A 21,288-nucleotide genomic window follows, 5' to 3' on the forward strand; every position below is an offset into this window, starting at 1 on the left:
TCATGATCCGGTTCTCGGCGATTTACGGACTTATCGGCGTCGAAGATCGATTTTGGCGTTGGCTCCGGTGTCCGGGGAGACGACGACCTCCTGCGCGGCCGCGACCCCTCCGGCCAGCAGCGGCTCGTCGACCGGGACATTGCGCTTGATCAGGCCGAGGGCGATCGGGCCCAGCTCGTAGTGCCGGGCCGCGGAGCCGACGAAGCCGACCGTACGGCCGCCGACCTCGATCGGCTCGCCGTGCGCCGGCAGCCGGTCGACGCTCCCGTCGAGGTGCAGGAACACCAGCCGCCGGGGCGGGCGGCCGAGGTTGTGCACCCGCGCGACCGTCTCCTGGCCGCGGTAGCAGCCCTTGTCGAGGTGGACCGCCACGTCGATCCAGCCGACCTCGTGCGGGATCGTCCGGTGGTCGGTGTCCAGCCCGAACCGGGGCCGGTGCGCGGCGATCCGCAGCGCTTCGTACGCCCACAGGCCCGCCGGCCGCGCCTGCCAGTCGCGCTCCAGCTCCTTGCGGGGCACGATCAGCCCGTCCGTCGTCACCAGGGCGTCCGCGGGCGGCTCGGCGCCGCTGAGCGTGACGACGGCGTACGCGTCGGACTCGTCGGTGACCTCGACGTCCAGCGTGAACTGCATCATGTCGAGGAAGCGCGCCAGCTCCGGCGCCGTGCCCGGCTCGACGTGCGCCCAGACCGCCTCGCCGTCGTCGACCAGGGCCAGGTGGTGCTCCACGTGACCGTGCGGACTGAGCAGCAGGGCCTCGGTCGGCGTGCGCGGCGGCAGCGCCTCGAGGTGCTGGCTGGTCAGGCTGTGCAGGAGGCGCAGGCGGTCCGCCCCGCCGAGCCGTACGACGCCGCGGTTGCTCCGGTCGACGATCGCCGCCCCCGACGCGAGGGCGCGCTGCTCGGCGAACGGCTCGCCATAGTGCGCGGCGACACCCTCATCCGGCGGATCGGCCGGTACGGCCCCGGGCGTGCTCAACAGCGGGCTGTCCATGACCGTAAGACTACGTCTTCCGGCAGTCGCGGCAGCGGCCGTAGACCGTGAGGTGCTGCACGTCGGTCTCGAAGCCGTACTCCCGCTCCAGGACGTCGACCAGTCCGTTCGCGACGGTCGGGGTGACGTCATAGACCTCGCCGCAGCCCCGGCAGACCAGGTGGACGTGGTCCGCCTCGGTGGCCAGGTGGTAGGTCGGCGGCTTGTGCCCCAGGTGGGTGTGCTTGACCAGCCCGAGCTGCTCGAGCAGCTCCAGGGTCCGGTAGATCGTGGAGATGTTGACGCCGCGCGCGGTCCGCTGCACCTCGGTGCAGATCTCCTCGGGGGTGCCGTGACGCAACGCGGTGACCGCCTCCAACACGAGCTGGCGCTGCGGGGTCACGCGGTAGCCCCGCGCCCTCAGCTCCTCGTGCCATGGTTCCGCCACGACGCCGAGTTTATGTCCCCCGGCCGCCTTCCCGCCGGGCCTCACGATCGACCGGCGAGGCGAAACCTCCGGAAAATCCACTTGCCATCGGCTCGGCGGGAACCTAATCTGCGGGCTAAGCGGGAAAGGAGGTGGTCCGAAACTTATGCATAGTACGAGGACTCGTGAGGTGGCTGTCCGTTAGCCGCTGTCCCCCCTCAGCCTCGCCCCGACGCGGGTGAGGCGACCGGCCGAGGACGCGGCCGGCGAATATCAGGCAGACACCCGACCCCCGGGCCGGTCGACCCAGTCCTGTCGACCCCTGCGCGAGCAGGAGCAGCCCGGGGGTCGTCCTTTTCTCCGGACGACCCGGCCGCAGGCCCTCCGGCGCCATGGGTCGCTCCCGGGAGCCGGTCCGGTTCCCCGGTGGATTCTCCCGGAACGATCCCGCGACAGGACGGCTCCGGCCCGGCTCCCCCTGAGGCTCAGGACACGCGCTCGAGCTGGGCCGATGAGGCTCAGGACACGCGCTTGAGCTGGGCCGACAGGTGCGACTGCAGGCCCTGCCCCTCCGCCGCCATGTCGTACGCGTAGCCGAGATCCTCGCCGATCAGCCCGTACAGCCGCTTGCCGGCGGTGTACTCCTTCGCGGTCTCCGTGCGCGCCACGACGTCCGTGACCAGCTCGACCCGGTTGAACGCCGCCTGGCCGACGTAGATCTCCGCGATGCCCGTCGGGTGCGCCAGGACCAGCTCGACCTTCCCGCCCGGGTGCGCGCGCCAGTAACCGCTCTCGCGGGCGAGGGGAGCCGCGAGGTTGCCCTCCTCGTCCAACCGCCAGGTACGGCTCGTGTAGATGAGGTACGGCTTGCCGATGTGGCTGAAGGAGATCTCCTGTCCGAAACGGAAGCTCTCGATCGTCGGATAGCCGCCGACCCCGGCCCCCTCCCAGTCTCCGAGGAGGAACGCCAACGGTTCGAGGTCTGGATGCAGCTCAGGTTCCATGTTCGGCCAGCGTAGTGGCCCCTGCCCGGAGCGACGACACCGCGCGGAATGCAGGATGATGCCCGGAATGATCCCTCGGAGGTATCGGCGTGCTCTACCCCTCGATCCTTGTTCTTCTCGGTGTCGCGGCGCTCATCTGGGCGTACGTCCAGCAGCGCAAGCGCGACGCGATGCTCGCGACGCCGACCCGTACCTGCGCTGAGATCGCCGAGTACGCCCAGCCCGTCACCTGCGAGGTCAAGGGCACGGCCGGGCCGGGGCCGCAGGGGCCGGTCCAGGCGCCGTTCTCGGGGCAGCCGTGCGTCTGGCACCGCACCAAGGTGACGGTCCGCTACGAACACCATGAACAGCGCGACGGCAGGACCGTGACGACGACGCGCGAGCGGACCGTGCACGACAAGACGTACGGAGCGCCGTTCAGCGTCCGCGACGCGACCGGGGAGATCGTCGTGATCCACGGAGGCCGGTCGATCGACAATGTCACGAAGTCCCTGTCGCACTTCGAACGGGCGGGCACCGACGTCGACCTGTTCGGCCTGCGCCTGCGGGTCAACCTCAGCAACGTCAAGGGCCACCAGTACGAAGAATGGCTCATCCCCGCCGGCCAGCCGATGTACGTTCTGGGCGGAGCGGCGGCGGAGAACGGGCGGCTCGTCATGCGTGACCCCGCCGAGGGGCCGTTCCTCATCTCGACGCGGTCGGAGGAGGCACTGTCGTCCGCACTGCGGATCCGCTTCCTGACCGGTTACATCCTCGGCGGGGCGGTCATCGTCGGCGGCCTGATCTGGCTTGTGGTGAACTTGATCAACGGGTGAACCGCTCGTTCCCTCACCGCGTCTGATGGTCCCGGGTCCAAGGAGGACGGTTGTACGCGCTCATGACACTGATCACGGCCGGAGTCGAGGCGGGCGCCGACGCGATGGCCAAGACGATCGGGAAGGCCCGTCGCCGGCGGGCCATGGACGCCGCCGAACCCCTCACCGACAACCTCCCCGGCGCGCCCCGCGAGGTCAGCGGGCGCGCGGTCGCCGGCCCGGCCGGACCGGTGACGGCGCCGCTGTCGGGGCGGCCCTGCGTCTGGTACTCCATCACCGTCTCCGAGCGCTACTGGGCCTGGCGGCCGGGCCCCCTCGGCCCGACCAAGGTCGTCCGCCACTCGACGACGGCCGAGCTGATCAGCGGGCCGCTGCACGTCACCGGGGAGACCGCCGCCGTACGCGTCGACGCGCGCGGCGCGGAGCTGGAGCTCGGCGAGCCGGCGTTCGCGGAGTTCGAGGACTCGCCGTACGGCCCGCTGGCCGCGCGCCTCGCGGCGCTCCTGGGCGCGCCTCCCCGCCCGCGGCACCGCGACCGGACGATCGGCTTCCTCGTGGAGGAACGCGTCGTCGCGGCCGGTGAGCCGCTCCGGGTCGTGGGGGCCGCTCGTACCGAATTGGGAGACCTTGTTCTTGGTAAGAGCGGACTGCGGCCACTGATCATCTCGCGGAGCGTGCCGGTTTCCGGCCCGGGCGACTAGTGTGCCGGATATGGCACGATCACTCGTCATCAAGGTGACGGCGGGCGCCGACGCGCCCGAGCGCTGCAACCAGGCGTTCACGGTCGCCGCGGCCGCCGTCGCCAGCGGCGTCACCGTATCCCTCTGGCTGACCGGCGAATCATCCTGGTTCGCGCTGCCGGGCCGGGCCAAGGAGTTCGAACTGCCGCACGCGACCCCGCTGGAGGACCTGCTCGGGATCGTGCTGTCGGCCGGCCGGGTCACGGTCTGCACGCAGTGCGCGGCGCGCCGGGACATCACCGACGACGAGGTGCTGCCCGGCATCCGCATCGCGGGCGCGCCGACCTTCGTCGAAGAGATCATGACCGAAGGCGCCCAGGCCCTCGTCTACTGACACCGGACGCCCCCTGTCCGCGTCCCGCAGCGGCACGCGCCAGTGCGGCCGGAGGCAGGCGTCAGCGTGCCGGGGCAGGCGTCAGTGTGCCGCGCGCAGGCCCGACAGGTCGCGGGCGGTCACGCTGTTGCGGTCCGAGACGGACGGACCGAACGAGAACTGCGGCCACAGCCCGTCGATCTCCTGCCGACTGCGTTCGCTCCACTCCCTGGCGAGGTCGTCACGGGTCTTGTAGAAGTTCAGGGCGAACCCGCCACTGTGCACGCGCAGCAGGTTGAAGCCGCCGGGGTACTCCTTGGTCGCGCCCACCTCCTGCTGGGTCACGTACCGGCTGCCGGGCAGCACCGTCCGCTTGTTCCGGTGCGTGTGGCCCGCGTGGTGCAGGAACACCCCGGGCGTCCGGTCGTACGCCGCCATGATCGCGACCGTCTGCCCGGCGTTCAGCGAGGTGCCGCCAGTGACCGCGAGCGGGTCGTCGAGGGACAGCAGCGGGTGGTGACCGAACACGATCGTGGGCTGGTCCTTGTGCGCCTTCAGCTCGGCCTCGAACCAGGCGAACTGCTCTTGGGACAGGCCGCCCGCGTCCCCTCCGTTGCCCGGCTTGTCGTAGGTGTCGAGCCCGATGACCCGCAGGCCGCTCAGCTCGTCGCTGAAGTACGTCGGCCCGTCGGAGAACACGTCGCGGAAACAGTCGTGCCCCTGCCACCGGCCGACTTGGCAGGCGGCGTACGCGGAGCCGTCGTGCGCGCGGTCGTGGTTGCCGCGGGCGACGAGGTAGTCGCGGCGGTAGGTGCCGAAGCCGTCGAGGATCCGCTTGGCCTCATCGAGGTCACCGGGCACCGCTTCGGAGGAGACGTCACCGGCCGCGAGGAGGTAGGTCGCGCCGCGCCGCCGCGCGTCCCGCACCATCGCCTCCGCCATGATCTTCGGGTACGGCGGCCGTCCCGGCACCTGCGAGATGCCCTTGAACGGCAGGCCGCCGATCAGCCCCGCGACGGTCTCGCCCAGGTGCAGATCGTTGCAGAGCGCGATGGCGAACAGGAACCGTCCGGGCGGCGGCTGCGGCGTCGTGAACGAGAAGGTGTCGCCTCCCAGCGGCGTACCGGCGGCTCCGGCCACCGAGGTCTGCGACGCCGTCCGCCCGCGCGAGCGCGCCTGGTAGTAGTACGTCCGGCCGGGCTCCAGGCCGGTCACCTCGACGTAGTGGTACGGCGTCTGGCCGATCCCGCCGACGACGCGGGTCAGCCGTCCCGGCCGCGTGCCGATCCTGATCTCGCCGTCGGCCGCGGCGGGCCGCATCCGCCCGAGCCCGTCGTCGGTTCCGGCGACGCCGGTGTACCACGTGAAGATGGCGCTGGTCTCGGTGAGGGTGACGAGTTCGAGGTTGACCGGCCGTACGTCGGACGCGCGCGCCCGCGTCTCCCCGATCATGGAGGTGAGCGCGAACCCGGAGACGATCGCGCTCAGGCGCAGCAGGTCCCGACGGCCGGGCCGACAGCAGAACATGGGCCGGACGCTAGGCCGCCACGAAGCTCAGGTCCATAGCGGCACAGCGACAACACCCGAGTCAGGCCACACCCGGCCATCACTGGTCGACGTCGGTCATGGCCCCGGGCCCGCGAGCGATCCGCTCGCGGGCCCGGGGTTTTCCACATGCTGTGGAAAGGTGACGCCCAGCCTTATCGAGGCGCGTTCTCCCCGCTCGGGGTGACCCACTCGACGAGTTGCACGACCACCCCGTTCGGGTCGGTGACCTGGAACAGCCGCTCCCCCCACGGCTCTTCGCGCAGCGGCATCGTGATCGGCACCCCCTCCGCGCGCAGGCGGGCCTCTTCGGCGGCGAGGTCGGTGACCACGAGCGCGATGATGAGCCCGGCCGCGTGCTGGTCCCGGAAGCCCTCCGGAAGCACCTCGATCCCCCGCCGCAGGAAGACCACGTCCATCGCGTCGTCGTCGCGGTGCAGCGAGACGAACCCCTCGGCGGACATCACCTCCTCGTACCCGAAGTGCGTGGTCAGAAAGGCGGCGGACGCCGCGACGTCATCGACGGTCAGCGAAACCGCTGACGCAGTGACCTGCATGGGACTCCCCTTTCACAGTTATTCCGTACACCGTACGACGTACAGCGTACTGAATAAGTTCCCGAGCGGTCACCTTGATCGAGGACAGACACCCCGGAGGCCGATGCCGGAGCGCGGACCGCCGCCCCGCCGGCTCGGCAACGGGGCGGGGTCGGTCACGGCGGATCACCGGCAGGCACCCCACAACCCCGCGCCCGCGCGGCGCGCCACGGCCTCCGCCGCGCCCAGCACCGCGGCGTAGCGGGTGTTGGGCGGAATGACCAGCGTGCGGGCGAATCCGCTCCGCACCAGGTCCGCGGTGACGAGACGGCCGTTGCCCGTCCACACGTGGAGGAGCCGCCGGCCGAAATGGTCGTACGGCTCGCGGTCGGCCACGACGCGCAGCTCGGCGCCGACCGGGGCCAGCCGGCGGAGCGCACGGGACGCCTCGACGCCGAAACAGTCATGGCGGGTCCAGGTCTCCGGCGCGTCCACTCCGATGAGCCGGACCCGCCGGCCCCGGCCCCCGACCTGCAGCACGAGCGTGTCCCCGTCGACGACACGCAACACGCGCGCGACCCCCGCCCCGGACGGCGGCCCGGGACCGGCTCCGCCCACCCCCACGGCACCCTCCGGCAACCGCCCGGCGCTCCGCCCTGCAGGCGGTGGTCCGGAATGGATTCCACTCACCCCCATGGCGTCCTCCAGAAGCCGTGCGGTGGTCCGCCCCGGGGCCGTCGCGAGGACGGCGCAGAGCGCCGCGAGCGTCCCCGCTCCGACGAGAGCCCATCTCCTCATGACGAGGAGTGTCCGCCGGCGCACCGACAGTCGCCAACCGCCGTTTACGCCGACCGGCGGTGCCGGACAGCGAGCGGGGCGTCGTGCGGGGCCGGTGGCGGCGACGGGGGTGGGGGCAGTGGTCCCCGGGGGGGTGGGAGGGCTGGGGGGCTCGGCGGGTCAGGGGGTGGGGAAGGGTGGGGCGCCGTCGGGGTCCGCGAAGCCGGCGATGAGGGTGTCCGGCCAGGACAATACGTGGGGCAGCCATGCCGCCCGCATCACCTCTGCGACGTGCCGCAGCCGGTCGTCGGCGTCGACGCCGATCGCGACCACCGCGAGGTCGCGGTCGAACTCGGCGTGGTCGTCGCCGCCGAGGATCGCCGTCCGGGCGATCGGCCGGTTCGCGTCCAGGGCCATCGAGAGGGGGTGCCGGCGCAGCGCGCGGACCCGGTGGCCGAACAGCGGCTCCGCGGGCTGCCGCAGCCCTGGCAGCTCGTAGTCCAGCGGGGGCGCGGGCGCGTACTTGTCCGGCACGCCCTGGCCGGCCGGGAACAGCCGGTCCATCTCGTGCAGCCAACGTAGTTGCGGGATCACCCATTCGGCGCCGGGCCGGACGCCCGCCAGGCCCGCGTCACCGCCGAGCAGCCGGTCCGCGGCCCCCGCGACGGTGGCGGTGAGCTTCTCCGGGGCGTACGCGGTGCGCAGCGCCGCCGAACGGCGGCCGACGGCGCGGTCCAGGACGGTCGCGAGCGTGCACTCGCGCAGCCGGGCGGGCTGCGCCGCCCACTCGACGCGGAGGTCGGCCGGTACGGCGGGCGTGGGGCGGTCGGCCACGTGCGCCAAGACCAGCGCGTCCACCCAGACCCGGAGCCACGCCCACGCGGTGGCCGACGCGAGCAGGTCGGCCTCCCGCAGCTCGTACAGCGAACAGGCCCGGCCGTCGCGACACGCGCCACCGCAGGCGGCCGACCGGCGGCCGGCGACCGGCGGGACGGGGCCGGGCAGCACGCGCTCCCGGTCCTGCCCGAGGGGGACGCGGAGCCGTACGGGCCGGTCCATGCCGTCCGCGAAGGCGGCGGCGACACCGGGCGGCAGCGACACGACCTCGCGGGACTGGTGGTCGTCGAGGTTCATGGCGGCGCCGACGAGGCGGCGGTCGTCGTGGGCCGGCAGCCGGTGGACGACCTTGAGCGCGGTGTTCTTGACGACGTCGGGGACCAGTTTCGTGGGGATCTGCTCGGCCACGACGATGCCCTCGCCGTACGCGCGGATCTCGGCGAGCATCCCGGCGAACAGCTCGACGGCGTGCGCGCCGGCGCTGTTCTCGCCGCGGTTGCGCAGCAGGCGGTGCGCCTCCTCGATGACGATCACGTGCCCGAGGCCGCTCGGCGTCCGCCCGCTGCGGGCGCGCAGCCGCAGGTGCTCGACGATCCGGATGATCAGCGTCCCCATGAGGAAGGCCTTGTCCTCGTCGTTGGCGACGTCCTCGATGGCGAGGACGGTGTTGCGGCTCAGCAGCCCTTCGATGTCGGCCGGGTGGCCGCCCTGGAAGAACCGGCCCGCCGAGCCGATGCGCAGCGACCGGAGCCGTACGTCGACGAAGCCCCGCACGTCGGCCATCAGCTCCTTGCCGTAGCCGACATCGCCGATCACGTCGAGGGCGGCGTCCTGCAGTTGCTCCAGGGTCGGGACGCCCGGTTCGATCGGTGAGCCGGGACGGCCCCGGCCGGTGACGACGTCCCAGCCGTTCGCCTCGTACACGCGCTGCAGCGCCTGCGACATGATCTGCGGGAACGGCTCCTCGGCGTCGAACGCCGCCTGGAACAGCGCGCGGACCATGTCGATGTGCGCCTGCACCGGGTACCCGGGCTCGGGCGCGAGGGGGTTCACCGAGAGGGGCACCGCGGCCGGGTCGGACGGGTTGATCACGGTGACCGGCGCGCCGACGCGGCCGGACATCGCGGCGTACTCGGACTTGGCCGGTTCGATGGCCAGCCAGGGGATGCCGCTTCGGGTGAGCTGTTCGAGCAGGTGCCGGACGGTCTGCGACTTGCCCGACCCGGTGGACCCGGTGACGAAGACGTGGCGGTTGATCGTCTGCAGCGGCACCGTGAAGGTCCCGACCCCGCGGTCCTGGCCGTCGAGGATCGCGCCGAGCGCGACCCCGGCCCCGTCGGCCGCCGGCTCGCCGCCGACCTCGGAGGTCACGTCGAAGTAGCCGGCGTCGAGCACTCGCAGGCCCGGCACCTCGCGGCGCGGCAGCCCGGCCAGCGCGGAGAGGGCGCCCGCGGTCGCGACGAACGGCGACCGCAGGTCCCGGTCCTGCGTGTCGACGTGCACCGCCTCGTGGAAGCGCACGGGGCGCTCGCCGGAGCGGAGGCGGTACGGGTGGTGGCTCATCTCCACCGAACCGACGAGCACCGGGGCGATCTGTTCGAGCGCCTCCGCCGACTCCGCGCCCGCGAGGACCCGGACGTTCCACAGGCCGCCCTCCTGGAAGGCGTCGAGCTCGGCCATCCGCCGCTCGAGGCGCTCGATGGCGAGCTCGTCGTCGCCCCGGCGCCGCATCTGCAGCTCGTACTGCAAGTCGGTGACCTGGTCGCGGAGCACCTGCTCGCCGCACTGCTCGGCGATGACGAGCCAGCCGAACGGCCGGTTCATGAGCGTCACGAGCGTCGACTCGAACAGGCTCGGCCCGGCGTCCGCCCGCGACGAGGCCAACGGCGGCGCCAGCCGCGCCGGGCAACGACTCCACGTCATCGCCGCGGCGTCGTCCAGCCAGTCGTCACCGATCGGGACGCCGCGGGCGCCGTGCGGGAACAGCAGCCCCTGCTGCCGGTCGTGCGTGAGGTGCAGCGGCCCGGCGTTGGTGATGAGCTGAAGCGGCGCCCCGCCGCCCCGCGACATCCAGCCGACCACGAACGGCCGCCGGCTCTGTGCCGCGGACAGCACGGCCGGCAGCACGGTCACGAAGTCCCACTCCGCCGACGCGGTGTGCGCGGGCGACAGGATCGCCTGAATGCGGTACCACGGCCCCTTGAGTCCCCCTGTCACACCTGCCACACCGGAAGGATTACAGGGCCGGGCCCGCCATGCCAGCCGTGGTGAAGTACCGCCGCGGGTTGCCGACCAGCATCTGGTCGAGCTGCGTGTCGGAGATACCGAGTTCGACCAGCGCGGGCAGCACGTCGTCGCTGATGTGCTCGTAGTTCCAGTTGGGCATGGCGGCGGACCGCACCTGCTCCTGGTTGCCGCCCAGCCAGTCGATGAAGCAGCTCGCGTCGTGGCTGAGCACCATGCGGTCGGCGTATCCGCGCCCGCACAGGGCCGCGATCGTACGGACGCGGTCCGGTGTGGGGTTGTAGATGTCCAGTCCGAAACGGTCCATCCCGAGGATCGCCCCGCTGTCGGCCAGTTCCATCAGGTAGTCGAGGTCGTTGCTGTCCCCCGCGTGCCCGATGACCACCTTGGACAGGTCGACGCCCTCCTTGCGGAACAGGGCCAGGGCCAGTCGGCCCGTCTGGGCCGGGCCCGAGGTGTGCACGGTGATCGGCGCGCCCGTCTCGCAGTGGGTGCGCGCGACGGCGCGGGCGATCCGCTCGACGCCCGGCGTGAGGCCCTGGGCCTCGATCGCGCACTTGAGGAACGCCGCCTTGACGCCGGTGTCCCCGATGCCCTCGACGATGTCACGGGTGAAGTCCTCGACCATCGGCTCCGGCACGTCGACCAGCAGCCCCGGTCCCCGGTTCTCGTACTGGAAGGGCAGCGCGTCGTAGGAGTACAGCCCGGTCGCGACGATGATGTTGAGTTCCGGCACCTGCTCGGCGATCCGCTGGATACGCGGGATGTAACGGCCGAGGCCCCACACCGTCGGATCGACGATCGTGGTGATCCCCTTGGCCACGATGGCGCGGAGCTTGGCCACCGCGTCGTCGACGCGTTCCTCCTCGTCCCACCACGCGCCGGCACCGTGGTTCTGCGCGTACTCGGTGGACAGGACGAAGACGTGCTCGTGCATCAACGTCCGCCCCAGCTCGGCGACGTCGACGGCACCGCCAACGGTCTCGACAGTGGACAATGAACGGTCCTTCCTCAAGACATACCAACCGGTCGGTAGGGAACCTAGGCCCGGTACCGGATCGGCGTCAATGATCACTTTACGGAGTGTCGGGTCGCCCCTCTTCAGGGCGGGGCACCGGTTCCGCCTCCCGGCCTCCCGGGGACGCCAGGAGGCCGCCGGACTTCGGCGCCGGCGGGTTCTCGATGCCGGCGGGCCGGCGGATCAGCCCAGGGTGACGGCGGTCGAGTTCGGCTGCGGCGTCCTCGGTGAGCCTGATGTGCAGCGCGTCCGCGACGTCGACGAGCAGGTCCCGGGCGCCCTCCCGGTGGAACACCAGCACGACGTCGGCGGAGTACATGACGTTCTGGTCGGTGACCTCGATGTTGCGCTCCCGGATGTTGGAGCCGTCCGCCTCGCCCGCGACGGCCGACCCTCTGCCGCGACCGTGCGAGGCCATGCCGCCGTGGCCTCCGGAGGAACCGACCGACCCACCGCCCCGCAGGCCGGCGTCCGTCGCCGTCGTCACGCCGTCCCGCTGCGTCGTCGCGGTCTGGCTGTACTCCCGCCGCTTGAGCAGTGCCTGGGCGTCCTCTTTCAGGCCGACGACGTTCATGCCCACGGTGACGGTCTCTTCCGGCCGCAGCCCGGCCACCTCGTACGTGTGGTCGAGCAGCGACGTGACCTCCGACATCAGCGTCGCCGAATCGGTCTGCCGCCAGAGGGTCATGCCCTGCGGCCGGCTCAGTTCGAACCCGGTGGGGCGTTCGGTCCGCGCGGGGACCGGGCCGCGACGCTCCGGCGGCAGCGCGGCGAGCGGCGCGTACTCGTGGACCACCTCGGCGCCCGGGAAGGAGATGCGGCCGACCATGCCGCCGAGGGCGCGGTTGACCTCGGTGGGCGGCGTGTGGTCCGACCACCGGGGGAACCGGCCGGTGACCGGCTCCCAGCCCGGCACGTCGGCGCCCTCGCCGGCGACCGTGGTGAGGTGGTGCGGGACGACCAGCCGGACGCCGCCCCCGACCGTGGCGGTCTCGGTCTCCACCGACAGATGGCGGTCGAAGTACCGCGAGGCGACATCGTTGCCGGTCAGGCGCGTCAGCGCGTCCGCGCCGCGCCGGATGGCGTTGACGCCGTGTTCGAGGCCGTGCGGCGGCTCCTTCGACTCGACGACCTCGATCTCGTACCGGAGCCCGTGCGTGAACTCCTGAGAGCCCTCCCGGGTCTGCCGCCGGTCGATGTCCTTCACGCCGACACCGTCGCTGTGCCCGGTCTCGGACCGGTGGATCCGCCCGCCGCCGAACTGGCCTCCGCCGGTGGCGCCCTTGCCGTGGCCGTGCCGGCCGCCGGCGGGACCGTGCTCGCCGCCGCTCCGGCCGTGCTCGCCGCCGCCGCTCGCACCCTCGGCGGTGCCCCGTACGAGACCCTTCCAGCCCCGGCCGAAGCCGCGCTCCCGGACCGCCTCGGAGCCACCCAGTCCCTGGACGCGGGCCATATGGCCGACGTCCGGGCGCTCGGCCGTGTGCGCCCCGCCCTCCAGCACCGCGCGGACGCGGACGCCCACGTGCCGGGTGAAGCCGTACGCCGACTCGACCGGGTACCACTGGACGACACCCCTGCGCAGGGACGCCATGTTCGCGGCCAGGGCCGGCTCGCCGAACGCCGCCCGGAGCAGCTCCCGCGCCACGGCGTCGCCCTCGGGCAGGAGTCCCCGGCCCTCGAGCATGCTCTCGACCTTCGGCAGCACGTCCCGGCCGTCGAAGCGCTCGACGTGCGCGGAGGTGATGGCGAGGTCGGGCCGGTACGTCCGCGGCTCGCTCACCGGCCGGGCGACGACGGGCTCGCCGTCGTGACCGTGGACGTCCGGCGACGCGGCCAGGTGGTGATCTCGGGCGATCCGGTCCGGCATCATGAACTCCGCGCCGCCGTGCACCCGCAGGTGCGTGGTCGGCGCGTGCCGCCCGGCCGGTACGTCCGGGGTGACCGACAGGTACAGGTCCGAGCCGCTGAAGGAGTGGGTCAGCCCGCCGCTGCTGTACGTGCCCCGGATGACGTCGCTCGCCCCGGTGTACGCGCTGGTTCCCCTGCGGCGGTCCACCTCGGCCACCCCGCCGGCCTCACCGACGCCCTTGAACTCGGTGTGGGCCGTGGTGACCTTGCCGCGGAACCCCGCCTTCAACTCGCCTTCGACCCGAAGGTCCGTGCTCGTCCCGACCCTCATCCGGGAGTTGGCGGCCCGGTAGTGCTCGATCTCGATGCCCGTACGCGCGACGGCGTGCTCCGGTCGGCCGAACCCCGCCCGGAGGGTCACGCCCCGCGTGGTGCCGCCCGGCTGGGTGACCTGGATCCGCCACCCGTCCCGGGACGTCAGGTCGGCGAGGTGCGCCTCCAGCGACGACGGCCGGGTGGCGTCCAGGATCTCCGGGGGGATCCCCAGGAGGTCGGCCGGCGCCGGTCGGCCGTTCGCCTCCGCCTCGACCCGCGCGACCTCGAACGGCAGGTCGTGCGCCGCGGCGATGCTCGGGAAGACGGCGGTGGTCTGACCCGCGAAGTCGATCCGGTCGTCGGGCAGTGCGTCCACCCGTTCGACCCGGCCGACCTTCGCGACCTCCTCCGGCGTGACCGCGGCCGCCGGGCGGTGCTCCTGCGGGACGACGACGCGGGCGGACACGTCGTCTCCGCGCACCGTCCACGACCGGTCGGTGAGCTGCTTCCCGCCGTCATGCACCCGCAACGTGACCTCGTGCCGCATCTCCTTGGTGATCTGTGTGACGGGCCCGTCGGTCTCGGTCCGGCGGTACTCGGTGGTGCCGCCCATGAAGCTCACGGTCTTCGACCGGCTGCCGCCGCCGTGCAGCGCGACCTTCGGCGCGTCGAGCCCGAACTCGCCCAGCGCGAACCGTACGTTCCCGGCGACCTCCACGCCGACGCCCGACGACCTGCTCTGCCCGGCGGACGTCCCCGCCCCCGCGACCTTCCGGTCGTTCACCGTCATGTCGAACTCTTCGGCGGACCGGCGTTCGCCCAGCTCGGCCCGGTGCGAGATCTCGATCCGGTGCCCGCCGACCGTGATCCGGTGGGTGCCGCCGTGCAGCAGGTCGGAGAGCGACACGCCCTCGAGAGCCGACCGGCCGAACCGCGCGTCGAGGTCCCGTACGAGCTGCCGCCGGGCCGGCTCCGGCAGGTTCGGCAGTGCCTCGTCGATCGCGTCGCGCAGTCCCCGGACGACCTGCTCGGAGCCGGGAAGAGCGGTCAGCTTGCCCAGCCCGGCCCCGTGCCCCGCCGCGAGATGCGCCGGCTCCGCGGGGTGCGGCTCGTGCGGCGCGACCGGCGGCGAATGCTCCGGACCGGCGGGCACGATCGATCCGTGATCGGGGGCCCCGGGACCGTCACCGTCCGGGTGAGCCGCGCCGAGCTCCGCCGTCTTCACGCCTCCGAGGAGATCCCTCTCGAATCGTGACGCGTCGGACGCGCGCACGGCCAGCTCCATCGGGACGTCTACGGGGAAACCGCCGAACCGGGTCTGGACCTCCATCCGTACGATCGCGTGGTACCGGGCGAGCTCGTCCTTCCGCACCAGGGTGATCTTCGGCAGAGTCGTGTGCGAGTACGACAGGACGTGGTTCTTGCCGCCCTGGTAGCTGCCGCCGATCCGCGCGAAGAACTTCGCCGCCGGATTGTCGACGCCGAGCTTCATCCCGGCGGTGACGTTCCACCTGTGGCCGAACTGCCGGGAGTCGTTCGTCGTGGTCAGCAGGCCCTGATCGTCGCGCAGCACCGCCTGGCGGATCGGCGTGTCACCGGCGGGCAGCTGCTCGAGACGCAGGACACGTGAGGTGATGGTGGCGTCCGGAGTCGTCAGCTCGCCGTTCAGCAGGTCCCGGCTGCGGTTCAGCAGGATCTGCTGACCGATATGGCTCGCGAGTTCCCGGTTCACGACCTCCGCTACCCGCTTCGGCGACATGCCCGCCTGCAACGCGCGGCGCTGGAACTCCGTCACCAGCCGGTCGGGCTGGACGGCGGTGACGATCACATCGTGCTTACGCACGTCGGGCGCCCGGTCCGATGCGACCAGGTGGCGGGGCATCGGCGGCCGGTCGCCCCCGCCGCCGGGCGTACCTTCTCGGTGGAACTGCTCCGGGAAGGGGACGGTCAGGGAGACGCCGTCGACGGCTCCGCCGATCCCCGCCTCGCTCCCGTCGACGTGGGCCTCCACCCGTACGGTCCAGTCGAAGAAGTCGTGTTTGAACGCCACCGTCTTGTGACCGGCCATGACCTCGGTCGTGGCGGTGTGCGCCCGGCCCGAGACCTTGCTCACGCCCGGTCCGGGCAGGCTCACGCGCTCCAGGCCGTCGGAGTTGTCCAGCATCTCGACGACCCCGGCGGAGTTGTCGCGATGCGTGCGTACGGTCTCCTTCGCCCCCGCGCCGGAGCCGCCGAAGGAGACCGTGTACCGCCGGGCGCCTTCGGGCGGCTGCACGTGCGTGTACGCGTCGAGTCTCGGCTTGAGCCACACCACGTGACCACGGGACTCGAACGCGATGCCGTTCTGCAGCAGGTCGGTCCACCGGTCGGGGTTCGGGTCGCCGAGCAGGTAGCGGACCCGTGTCTCGATCTCGGCGCGGAGCCGCGGCGGGAGGTAGTCGGGAAGGTCCTCCGCCCATCGCCGCGCGGCCTCGTGCGGGTCGGCGGGCAGCCGAGCGCCCTCCACCGCCGTTCCGTCGCCCAGCGCGCCGTAGTCGGTGTACCGAGGCGGGTGGATCTCGGGCCGCGGCTCCGGCGCGGGCTCCTCGCCACTCGTCCCGGTCCGGGGCGCGGTCGGCGTCTCGGCCCGGGAGGCGGTCGGCGTCTCGGGCGAGGGGGCGGTCGGCTCGGTCGGGCCCTGGCGCGTCGGGGGCTCCCCGGCCCGCTCGGGCTCCTGACGACCCGTGGGGCCGGTCCCATCCGGGTGCCCGGTGCGGCTCGACGGCGTCTCTGCCGCGCCCGACCGCGCCTCCTCACGGGAGGGGTTCGGCTCATGGGATGGGTTGAGCAGCCGCTCGATCCGCGACGCCTCGCCCCCGCCGGAGCGGGACGACGGTTCCTCCGCCGTGCCGCGCGGACGGCCGGGCTCGGCGCCGGATCCGCCGTGGGCTCCCGGAGCCGGACCCTCATGCCGGGGCGGCCTCGGGGCGCCGCCGAGGACGTCGACGATGCTCCGGCGATCGCCGCCCGGAAGACCGGCGACCGCCGCGCCGCCGGGCCCGTGCGGCTGGCCGGCGTTCACGCCCCCGTCCCCCGGTGTCATGAGGACCGTGGGTCGCGTGGCCGGTTCGGGCACAGGGGGGACGGCCGCCTCCCCGGAATGCCCGGCCGCGGCCGCCGGGGTCGGAAGGTCGGCCCCGCCCTTGTGGCCGCCCACGGCGGCGAGATCGGCGTGGCTCGTGCTCCCGGAGGCCGCGGCGCCGTCGCTCTGGCCGCTCCCGTGCGTCTGAAGGCCGCCATGGGACTGACCTCCGCTGGAGGAGGGGCCATCGTGGGACCGACCACCGTCGTAGGACTGGCCGCCGTCGTACGACCGGCCGGCGGGGTGCGTCGCGCCGCCGTACGGCTGGCCGCTCCCGGTCTGAGGGTCGCCCGCGCCGCCGGCGGGCCGGCCGTGGTCGCCGGGGGTGCCGGACACCGGCACGCCGTCGCGCGCGATGACCTCGCCCTTGAGGTGGTAGCCGAGGCCGCTGTCGGAGGTGTGGACGTAGTCGTTCCGGGGGTTGGGAGTGCCGTCGTCGGCGAACGGCGGTGTGGTGCGAGAGCCCGGCCCCTCGCCGCCGGTCCCGCCGGCCGTCGGGTCGCCGGGAACGGTTCCGGGGCGGCCGGGGAGACCGAGCCTGCCCGCGAAGTGCCGCCCCGCCTCACCGGCGGCGCCCATCCCGGCCATGCCGAAGCCGAACCCGGCGGCCTGGGCGAGGTCCACGTGGCCGCCCTCGAGAGCCGCCTGCGCCGCGATGTTGCCCGCCGTGCCCGTCGTACCGGCGAACAGGAAGCGGGCTCCGGCGCCCTTCAGCCCCGCGGCGCCCATCCAGTCGGCCAGGGCGGCGGTGAGCCGGGTGTTCCGGGCCGCGACCGCCCCGCCGGCGGCGCCCATCACGCCACCGGCCAGGCCGCCCTCGCCGATCGCCTTGAAGAACTCCCCCTTGTTGAACCCCTTCTGGACGCCCTGCTGGATCCGGGCGTACTGCCCGACGGCGTCCATGCCGCCGGCGTACCACATGCCCTGGGCCACGGCCTTGGCGACGGTCTGCAGGAACGTCTTCAGCACGAAGCCCTCGGCCTCGGTGGTCGCCGTCGCGGCCGCGATGGAGGAACCGGCGGTGAGCCACGAGATGGCCCAGGCGATCGCCCACGTCGCCGCGAGGAAGACCAGCGACAGTTCGAACTGCTCGCGCGCGGCCCTCTTCTCTCGGATCAGGAAGTCGACGCTGTCGCCCAGCCCCTTGCACACGTCCGCGAGCCACAGCAGACCGCCCTGTTCGCCGCCGCCCCGCAGGGCCGCCGCGAACGTGGCGAACTTCTCGACCGTCTTCCCGACGTTGTTGACGCAGACGTTCCGGGCGTGACCGCCGACCTCATCGGCCGTGGCCCGTACCGCTCCTCCGGCGGCGTAGAACGCGTCCCGCAGCGCGGCCAGCGAGTCCAGGTTGCCGTCCGGCCACTGGCACCCGCCGACGAGGATCTCCAGGAAGTACAGGATCTCCTCGAACCCCGACGGCGGCGGATCGGACTCCACGAGCGCGTCGGCCACCGCCGGAAGCCGGTACGGCCGCTCCGCGGCGAGCGCGCCCTCGTCCGCGCCCTTCGGCAGCTTGGCACCGAGCGTGCCGGCCTCTTCGGCGAGCCGGAAGGTGTGGCCCGCCAGGATCAACGAGCCGCCGGTCGCCCGGAGCAGGTTGACCATGTCCGCGAGATCCGCCAGCAGCGCGTCGCGCGACGCCCCGAAGCCGGCCGTCTTGTCGTCCCCGTTGAAGAACGCGCGCCCGATGTCGTCGTTGCCCCAGCAGTCCCCGAGCGCGCCCAGCGCACCGCACAGGACGTCGACGGCCTGTGCGAGGGCGTCGGCCGCCGCGCCGACTCCGTGACCGGAGACGACCCAGGTGTGCGAAGCGGTGACGTAATCCGCGGTCACCGGTCACTCCCAAGGAGACTTCGGCGTTCGAGGAGCGTCCGGCAGGAACGCCGTGACGTCCTCCTCGCCGTCGCGCAGCCGGGCGGCCAGCTCCTCCGGCAGGAACGCCGCGGTCATGTCCCGCGCCCGGCCGGTCGCCTCCTGCGTCGCCTCGGCGACCAGGGCCAGGACCGTACGGGCCAGTTGCCCCGCGTTCGTCCGCTGCAGTGCCCGTGGCTCGAACCGGAGGTCGCGCAGTTCGCCGCGCGGCCCGACCGTCACCGTCACTCCCCCGTCGCGGGTCCGCGCGGTCGCGGTCACGTCGCGGATGTCATGCTGCAACCGCCGCAGCTTCTCCAGGCGTTCCCGGTAGTTCTCAACGACGTCATGGTCGAACGCCGGCATTTCCCCCGACCTCCAAAACGACCGCTGTCGCGCCACCCCGAAACGGGACGTCCAGGGATTAAATGATCTTTCTGAACGATGTTCTCCCGGTTTCGGGATTCGTCAACCACGCGTCCTCGCCGGGCCACGCCGCCACGCCGACGCCTGTGACCTGCGCGGACGTCGTCGGCGGCAAGACGCAGGCAGGCCGTGGTTCCGGCGCGGGGAACGAAGCGTTCACGACGAATTCAGCCGGCTCCCGGCCCTGTCCGGCCGCGTTCGCCGACGCCGGCCGCGTCTCCCGGTCGGCAGGCGACGAACCCGGAAGGGGGCGGGCGCCCCGCCGGTCAGCGCTTCTTCTTCCGGAAGTCGAGGCGCTCCGGCGGCGGCCCGAGGTTGGGCGCGGGGCGGGGGACGTCCTGCGGCAGGTCGGGCTTCGCGTGACGGGCCCGGGAGGGGGCCGTGGCCTCCTCGAACTCCTGGATGTTCGCGGTCGGCAGCGTCATGATGCCGGGATTCGCGTCGACCAGGATGATCCGCCGGCCGGTCGACTCCGCGTGCGTGAAGATCATCGCGGTGGGCGGCAACTGCTGCAGCTCCTGGGGCTCGACCGCCAGCTCGCGAGAGCCCTTGCCCGCCTCGGCCGCGAGGGAGGTGCTCTCCCCCCAAGCGGTGGCGCGGCCGATGCCGTCCGGCAGCGCCGCGTCGGTGGGCTCGTTGTCGTTGAAGACCGGCATACGCGCGGCCGGGCCGACCGTGCTGACGTACGCCTCGTCCTTCGAATGGGACACCGCGTCCCCGACCTTCTCGGTGAGCTCGGCGACCTCCACGGTCTGCTCCGTGCCGATGTGCTCGGCCGCGACCCGGGCGTCCTCCGCGTTGCCGAGCCGCATGAAGGCGACCGCGGCGTGCCCGCGGCCGAGCCGCTCCTTCACGTGCGGCGGGATCGTGCGGTACAGCAGGACCAGGCCGGTCGACGTGGCCTCACACGAGTCGATCAGCCGGTCCAGGACGTCACCGCGCAGCTTCTCGGCGCCGCACAGCATCAGGGTGTGCTCCCACGGCTTGCCCCGCGCGGAGCCGCGGAGCACGTGGGTGAGCGCCGCGGTGACGTACGTGCCGAGCACCCGGTTGGTCAGCACCCCGGCCCGGCGGTCGGTGGCGATGACGCGCAGCCTGCTGGGCGGGAGCAGCGTCGGGCTCGAGCCGAGCTTCTCCAGCTTCCGCAGCTGCGACTCGAGGGCCCAGGCGCGTTCGATGACGACGCGGTCGGCGGCGCCCCGGCCGAACATCGTGGTGATCTTGGCGAGCTCGTCGTCGGTGATGAGACCGTCGCGCAGGTCGTCGCGCGGGTCGCCGACCTGGGCCAGCGCCCGGAGCGCGGCGGTGATCCGGGGGATCGGCGCGCGGCCGCCGAAGACGCCGAGGACGCGTTCGAGGATGGCGTTGTCGAACGACAGGTCGCGGGTGCTGCCCTGCTCCTCGCTGACGCTGACGACGAGCGACAGGACGTCGGCGAGCTCCTCGGAGCCGAGGCCGTGGGTGAGGTCGAGCTGCGGCAGGTCCCCGGGCAGCACCCACACCTGAGGCCGCTCGCCCTGGTCGTTGCCGAGTTCGATGAGCTCGCGCGCGACCGCGCCCTCCGACAGGTCGAGCACGGTGACGTGGGAGCCGGCGGCCAGGCGGGCCGCGCCCATCATCGTCACCGTCGCCGACCAGCCCGCCAGCGTGCCGCCGACGACGTCCACCCGGTCGACGCCCTGCGGAAGGGTGACGGCGTACCACTCGTGCTGGGACTCGTACGCCTCCCGCCGGTGCTGCCACTCCCGGTACGCGCGGGCGTGCTCGGCGTGGGCGACCTCCAGCCGCCGCCGGCGCTCCTCCTCCTTGCGTTCGAGGCGGTCCCGCTCGGCGGCCTCGCGGGCGCGCAGCGCCTGCCGGCCCTGCCACGTGGAGTACCCCGTGATCAACACGACCAGGACGCACGCGACCAGCCCGGCGGCGGCGAACGCCCAGGGCAGGGTGCCGGTGACCGCCGCGACGACGAAGAGCACCGCGGCGACGCCCGTGGCGATCCTGACGATCTTCAGCGGACGGTTCAGGAACTTGTCGTCGCGCCGCTGGACCGTCACCCACTCCTTGTCGGGCGGCTCGGCCTCGGGCGGAGTCGGCCGCTTGGGCGGCGGTCCGGGATCGTCGTGCACCTGCGCGTAACGCCAGCCGACGTAGACGCGACCCGGTTGCAGTAACCGGGTTTCGCGGGGTGTCACATCGACCACGTCCCGAACTCCTTGAGTGCTCCGTGCGGCACAGCGTAGAAAGCTTCGCCCGAACAGGGGTGCGGTTTCAACCGGGGGCCGCCCTCACCCACCGGTTCGACGCGTTTCGACCGGAGCGCGCCGTCGCTCACCGGCTTGACGCGTTCCAACCGGAGCACGCCGTCGCCCACCGGTTCGATGTGTTCCAACCGGATCTCGTCGGCGCCCACCGGCTCGGCGCCCGGCGGTGGAAGGCCGACATCGGCCCATCGGGTGACATCCCGCACTCGCATCCCGCTACCCTCTCACCTTGCCCCGGGGA

Annotated in this window: 15 protein-coding genes; 3 read left to right on the top strand and 12 right to left on the bottom strand. The window is 72.8% G+C overall.

Going from position 1 to position 21,288, the window contains the following annotated elements; all coding sequences use genetic code 11:
- Positions 1–30: 30 nt before the first annotated feature.
- The 3 genes from AB0L00_RS10270 to AB0L00_RS10280 all read right to left on the bottom strand — a co-directional run bounded on the left by AB0L00_RS10270 (position 31) and on the right by AB0L00_RS10280 (position 2,403).
- A complete protein-coding gene (locus AB0L00_RS10270) occupies positions 31–993 on the bottom strand; it encodes a glycine cleavage T C-terminal barrel domain-containing protein (RefSeq protein WP_364431049.1) in 963 nt (320 codons plus the stop codon).
- A 10-nt stretch (positions 994–1,003) separates the two neighbouring features.
- Positions 1,004–1,420 (bottom strand): Fur family transcriptional regulator, encoded by a 417-nt coding sequence (locus tag AB0L00_RS10275; RefSeq protein WP_345355580.1) that lies wholly within the window; start codon positions 1,418–1,420, stop codon positions 1,004–1,006.
- A gap of 497 nt (positions 1,421–1,917) precedes the next feature.
- Positions 1,918–2,403 carry an FABP family protein gene (locus AB0L00_RS10280; protein WP_364431052.1) on the bottom strand — a complete coding sequence of 162 codons (486 nt, stop codon included), beginning with the start codon at positions 2,401–2,403 and terminating at the stop codon, positions 1,918–1,920.
- Between the two features lie 89 nt (positions 2,404–2,492).
- Between AB0L00_RS10280 and AB0L00_RS10285 the strand changes: the two genes are divergently transcribed.
- From AB0L00_RS10285 to AB0L00_RS10295, 3 genes are read left to right on the top strand one after another with little or no spacing between them, the layout of a single operon-like run.
- Positions 2,493–3,218 (top strand): GIDE domain-containing protein, encoded by a 726-nt coding sequence (locus tag AB0L00_RS10285; protein ID WP_364431055.1) that lies wholly within the window; start codon positions 2,493–2,495, stop codon positions 3,216–3,218.
- Between the two features lie 50 nt (positions 3,219–3,268).
- On the top strand, positions 3,269–3,919 hold the full coding sequence (locus tag AB0L00_RS10290) for a GIDE domain-containing protein (RefSeq protein WP_364431058.1): 651 nt from the start codon (positions 3,269–3,271) through the stop codon (positions 3,917–3,919).
- 10 nt (positions 3,920–3,929) lie between these two features.
- Positions 3,930–4,292 carry a DsrE family protein gene (locus AB0L00_RS10295; protein ID WP_345355592.1) on the top strand — a complete coding sequence of 121 codons (363 nt, stop codon included), beginning with the start codon at positions 3,930–3,932 and terminating at the stop codon, positions 4,290–4,292.
- Between the two features lie 81 nt (positions 4,293–4,373).
- Here AB0L00_RS10295 and AB0L00_RS10300 read toward each other — a convergent pair whose 3' ends face one another.
- The 9 genes from AB0L00_RS10300 to AB0L00_RS10340 all read right to left on the bottom strand — a co-directional run bounded on the left by AB0L00_RS10300 (position 4,374) and on the right by AB0L00_RS10340 (position 21,253).
- Positions 4,374–5,798, bottom strand: coding sequence for a metallophosphoesterase family protein (locus AB0L00_RS10300; protein WP_364431061.1), 1,425 nt, complete (start codon positions 5,796–5,798; stop codon positions 4,374–4,376).
- Positions 5,799–5,971: 173 nt separating this feature from the next.
- Entirely contained in the window at positions 5,972–6,373 is a 402-nt protein-coding gene (locus tag AB0L00_RS10305) for a VOC family protein (RefSeq protein WP_364431064.1), read from the bottom strand.
- A 165-nt stretch (positions 6,374–6,538) separates the two neighbouring features.
- Positions 6,539–6,922: a thermonuclease family protein gene (locus AB0L00_RS10310; RefSeq protein WP_364431067.1), complete on the bottom strand. Its 384-nt coding sequence runs from the start codon at positions 6,920–6,922 to the stop codon at positions 6,539–6,541.
- Between the two features lie 387 nt (positions 6,923–7,309).
- Positions 7,310–10,192, bottom strand: a complete 2,883-nt coding sequence (locus tag AB0L00_RS10315; RefSeq protein ID WP_364431070.1) for an ATP-binding protein — start codon at positions 10,190–10,192, stop codon at positions 7,310–7,312.
- 10 nt (positions 10,193–10,202) lie between these two features.
- Positions 10,203–11,207, bottom strand: coding sequence for a phosphotriesterase-related protein (locus AB0L00_RS10320; RefSeq protein WP_364431073.1), 1,005 nt, complete (start codon positions 11,205–11,207; stop codon positions 10,203–10,205).
- Positions 11,208–11,286: 79 nt separating this feature from the next.
- A complete protein-coding gene (locus AB0L00_RS10325; protein WP_364431076.1) occupies positions 11,287–18,345 on the bottom strand; it encodes a hypothetical protein in 7,059 nt (2,352 codons plus the stop codon).
- Between the two features lie 3 nt (positions 18,346–18,348).
- Positions 18,349–18,729: a YbaB/EbfC family nucleoid-associated protein gene (locus tag AB0L00_RS10330; protein WP_364431079.1), complete on the bottom strand. Its 381-nt coding sequence runs from the start codon at positions 18,727–18,729 to the stop codon at positions 18,349–18,351.
- 326 nt (positions 18,730–19,055) lie between these two features.
- A complete protein-coding gene (locus tag AB0L00_RS10335; protein WP_364431082.1) occupies positions 19,056–20,987 on the bottom strand; it encodes a hypothetical protein in 1,932 nt (643 codons plus the stop codon).
- Positions 20,975–21,253, bottom strand: a complete 279-nt coding sequence (locus AB0L00_RS10340; RefSeq protein ID WP_364431085.1) for a hypothetical protein — start codon at positions 21,251–21,253, stop codon at positions 20,975–20,977. The genes AB0L00_RS10335 and AB0L00_RS10340 overlap by 13 nt, the downstream gene beginning before the upstream one ends.
- Between the last annotated feature and the right edge of the window lie 35 nt (positions 21,254–21,288).

The organism is Actinoallomurus sp. NPDC052308, from assembly GCF_040679195.1.
Taxonomy (GTDB): Bacteria; Actinomycetota; Actinomycetes; order Streptosporangiales; family Streptosporangiaceae; genus Actinoallomurus; species Actinoallomurus liliacearum.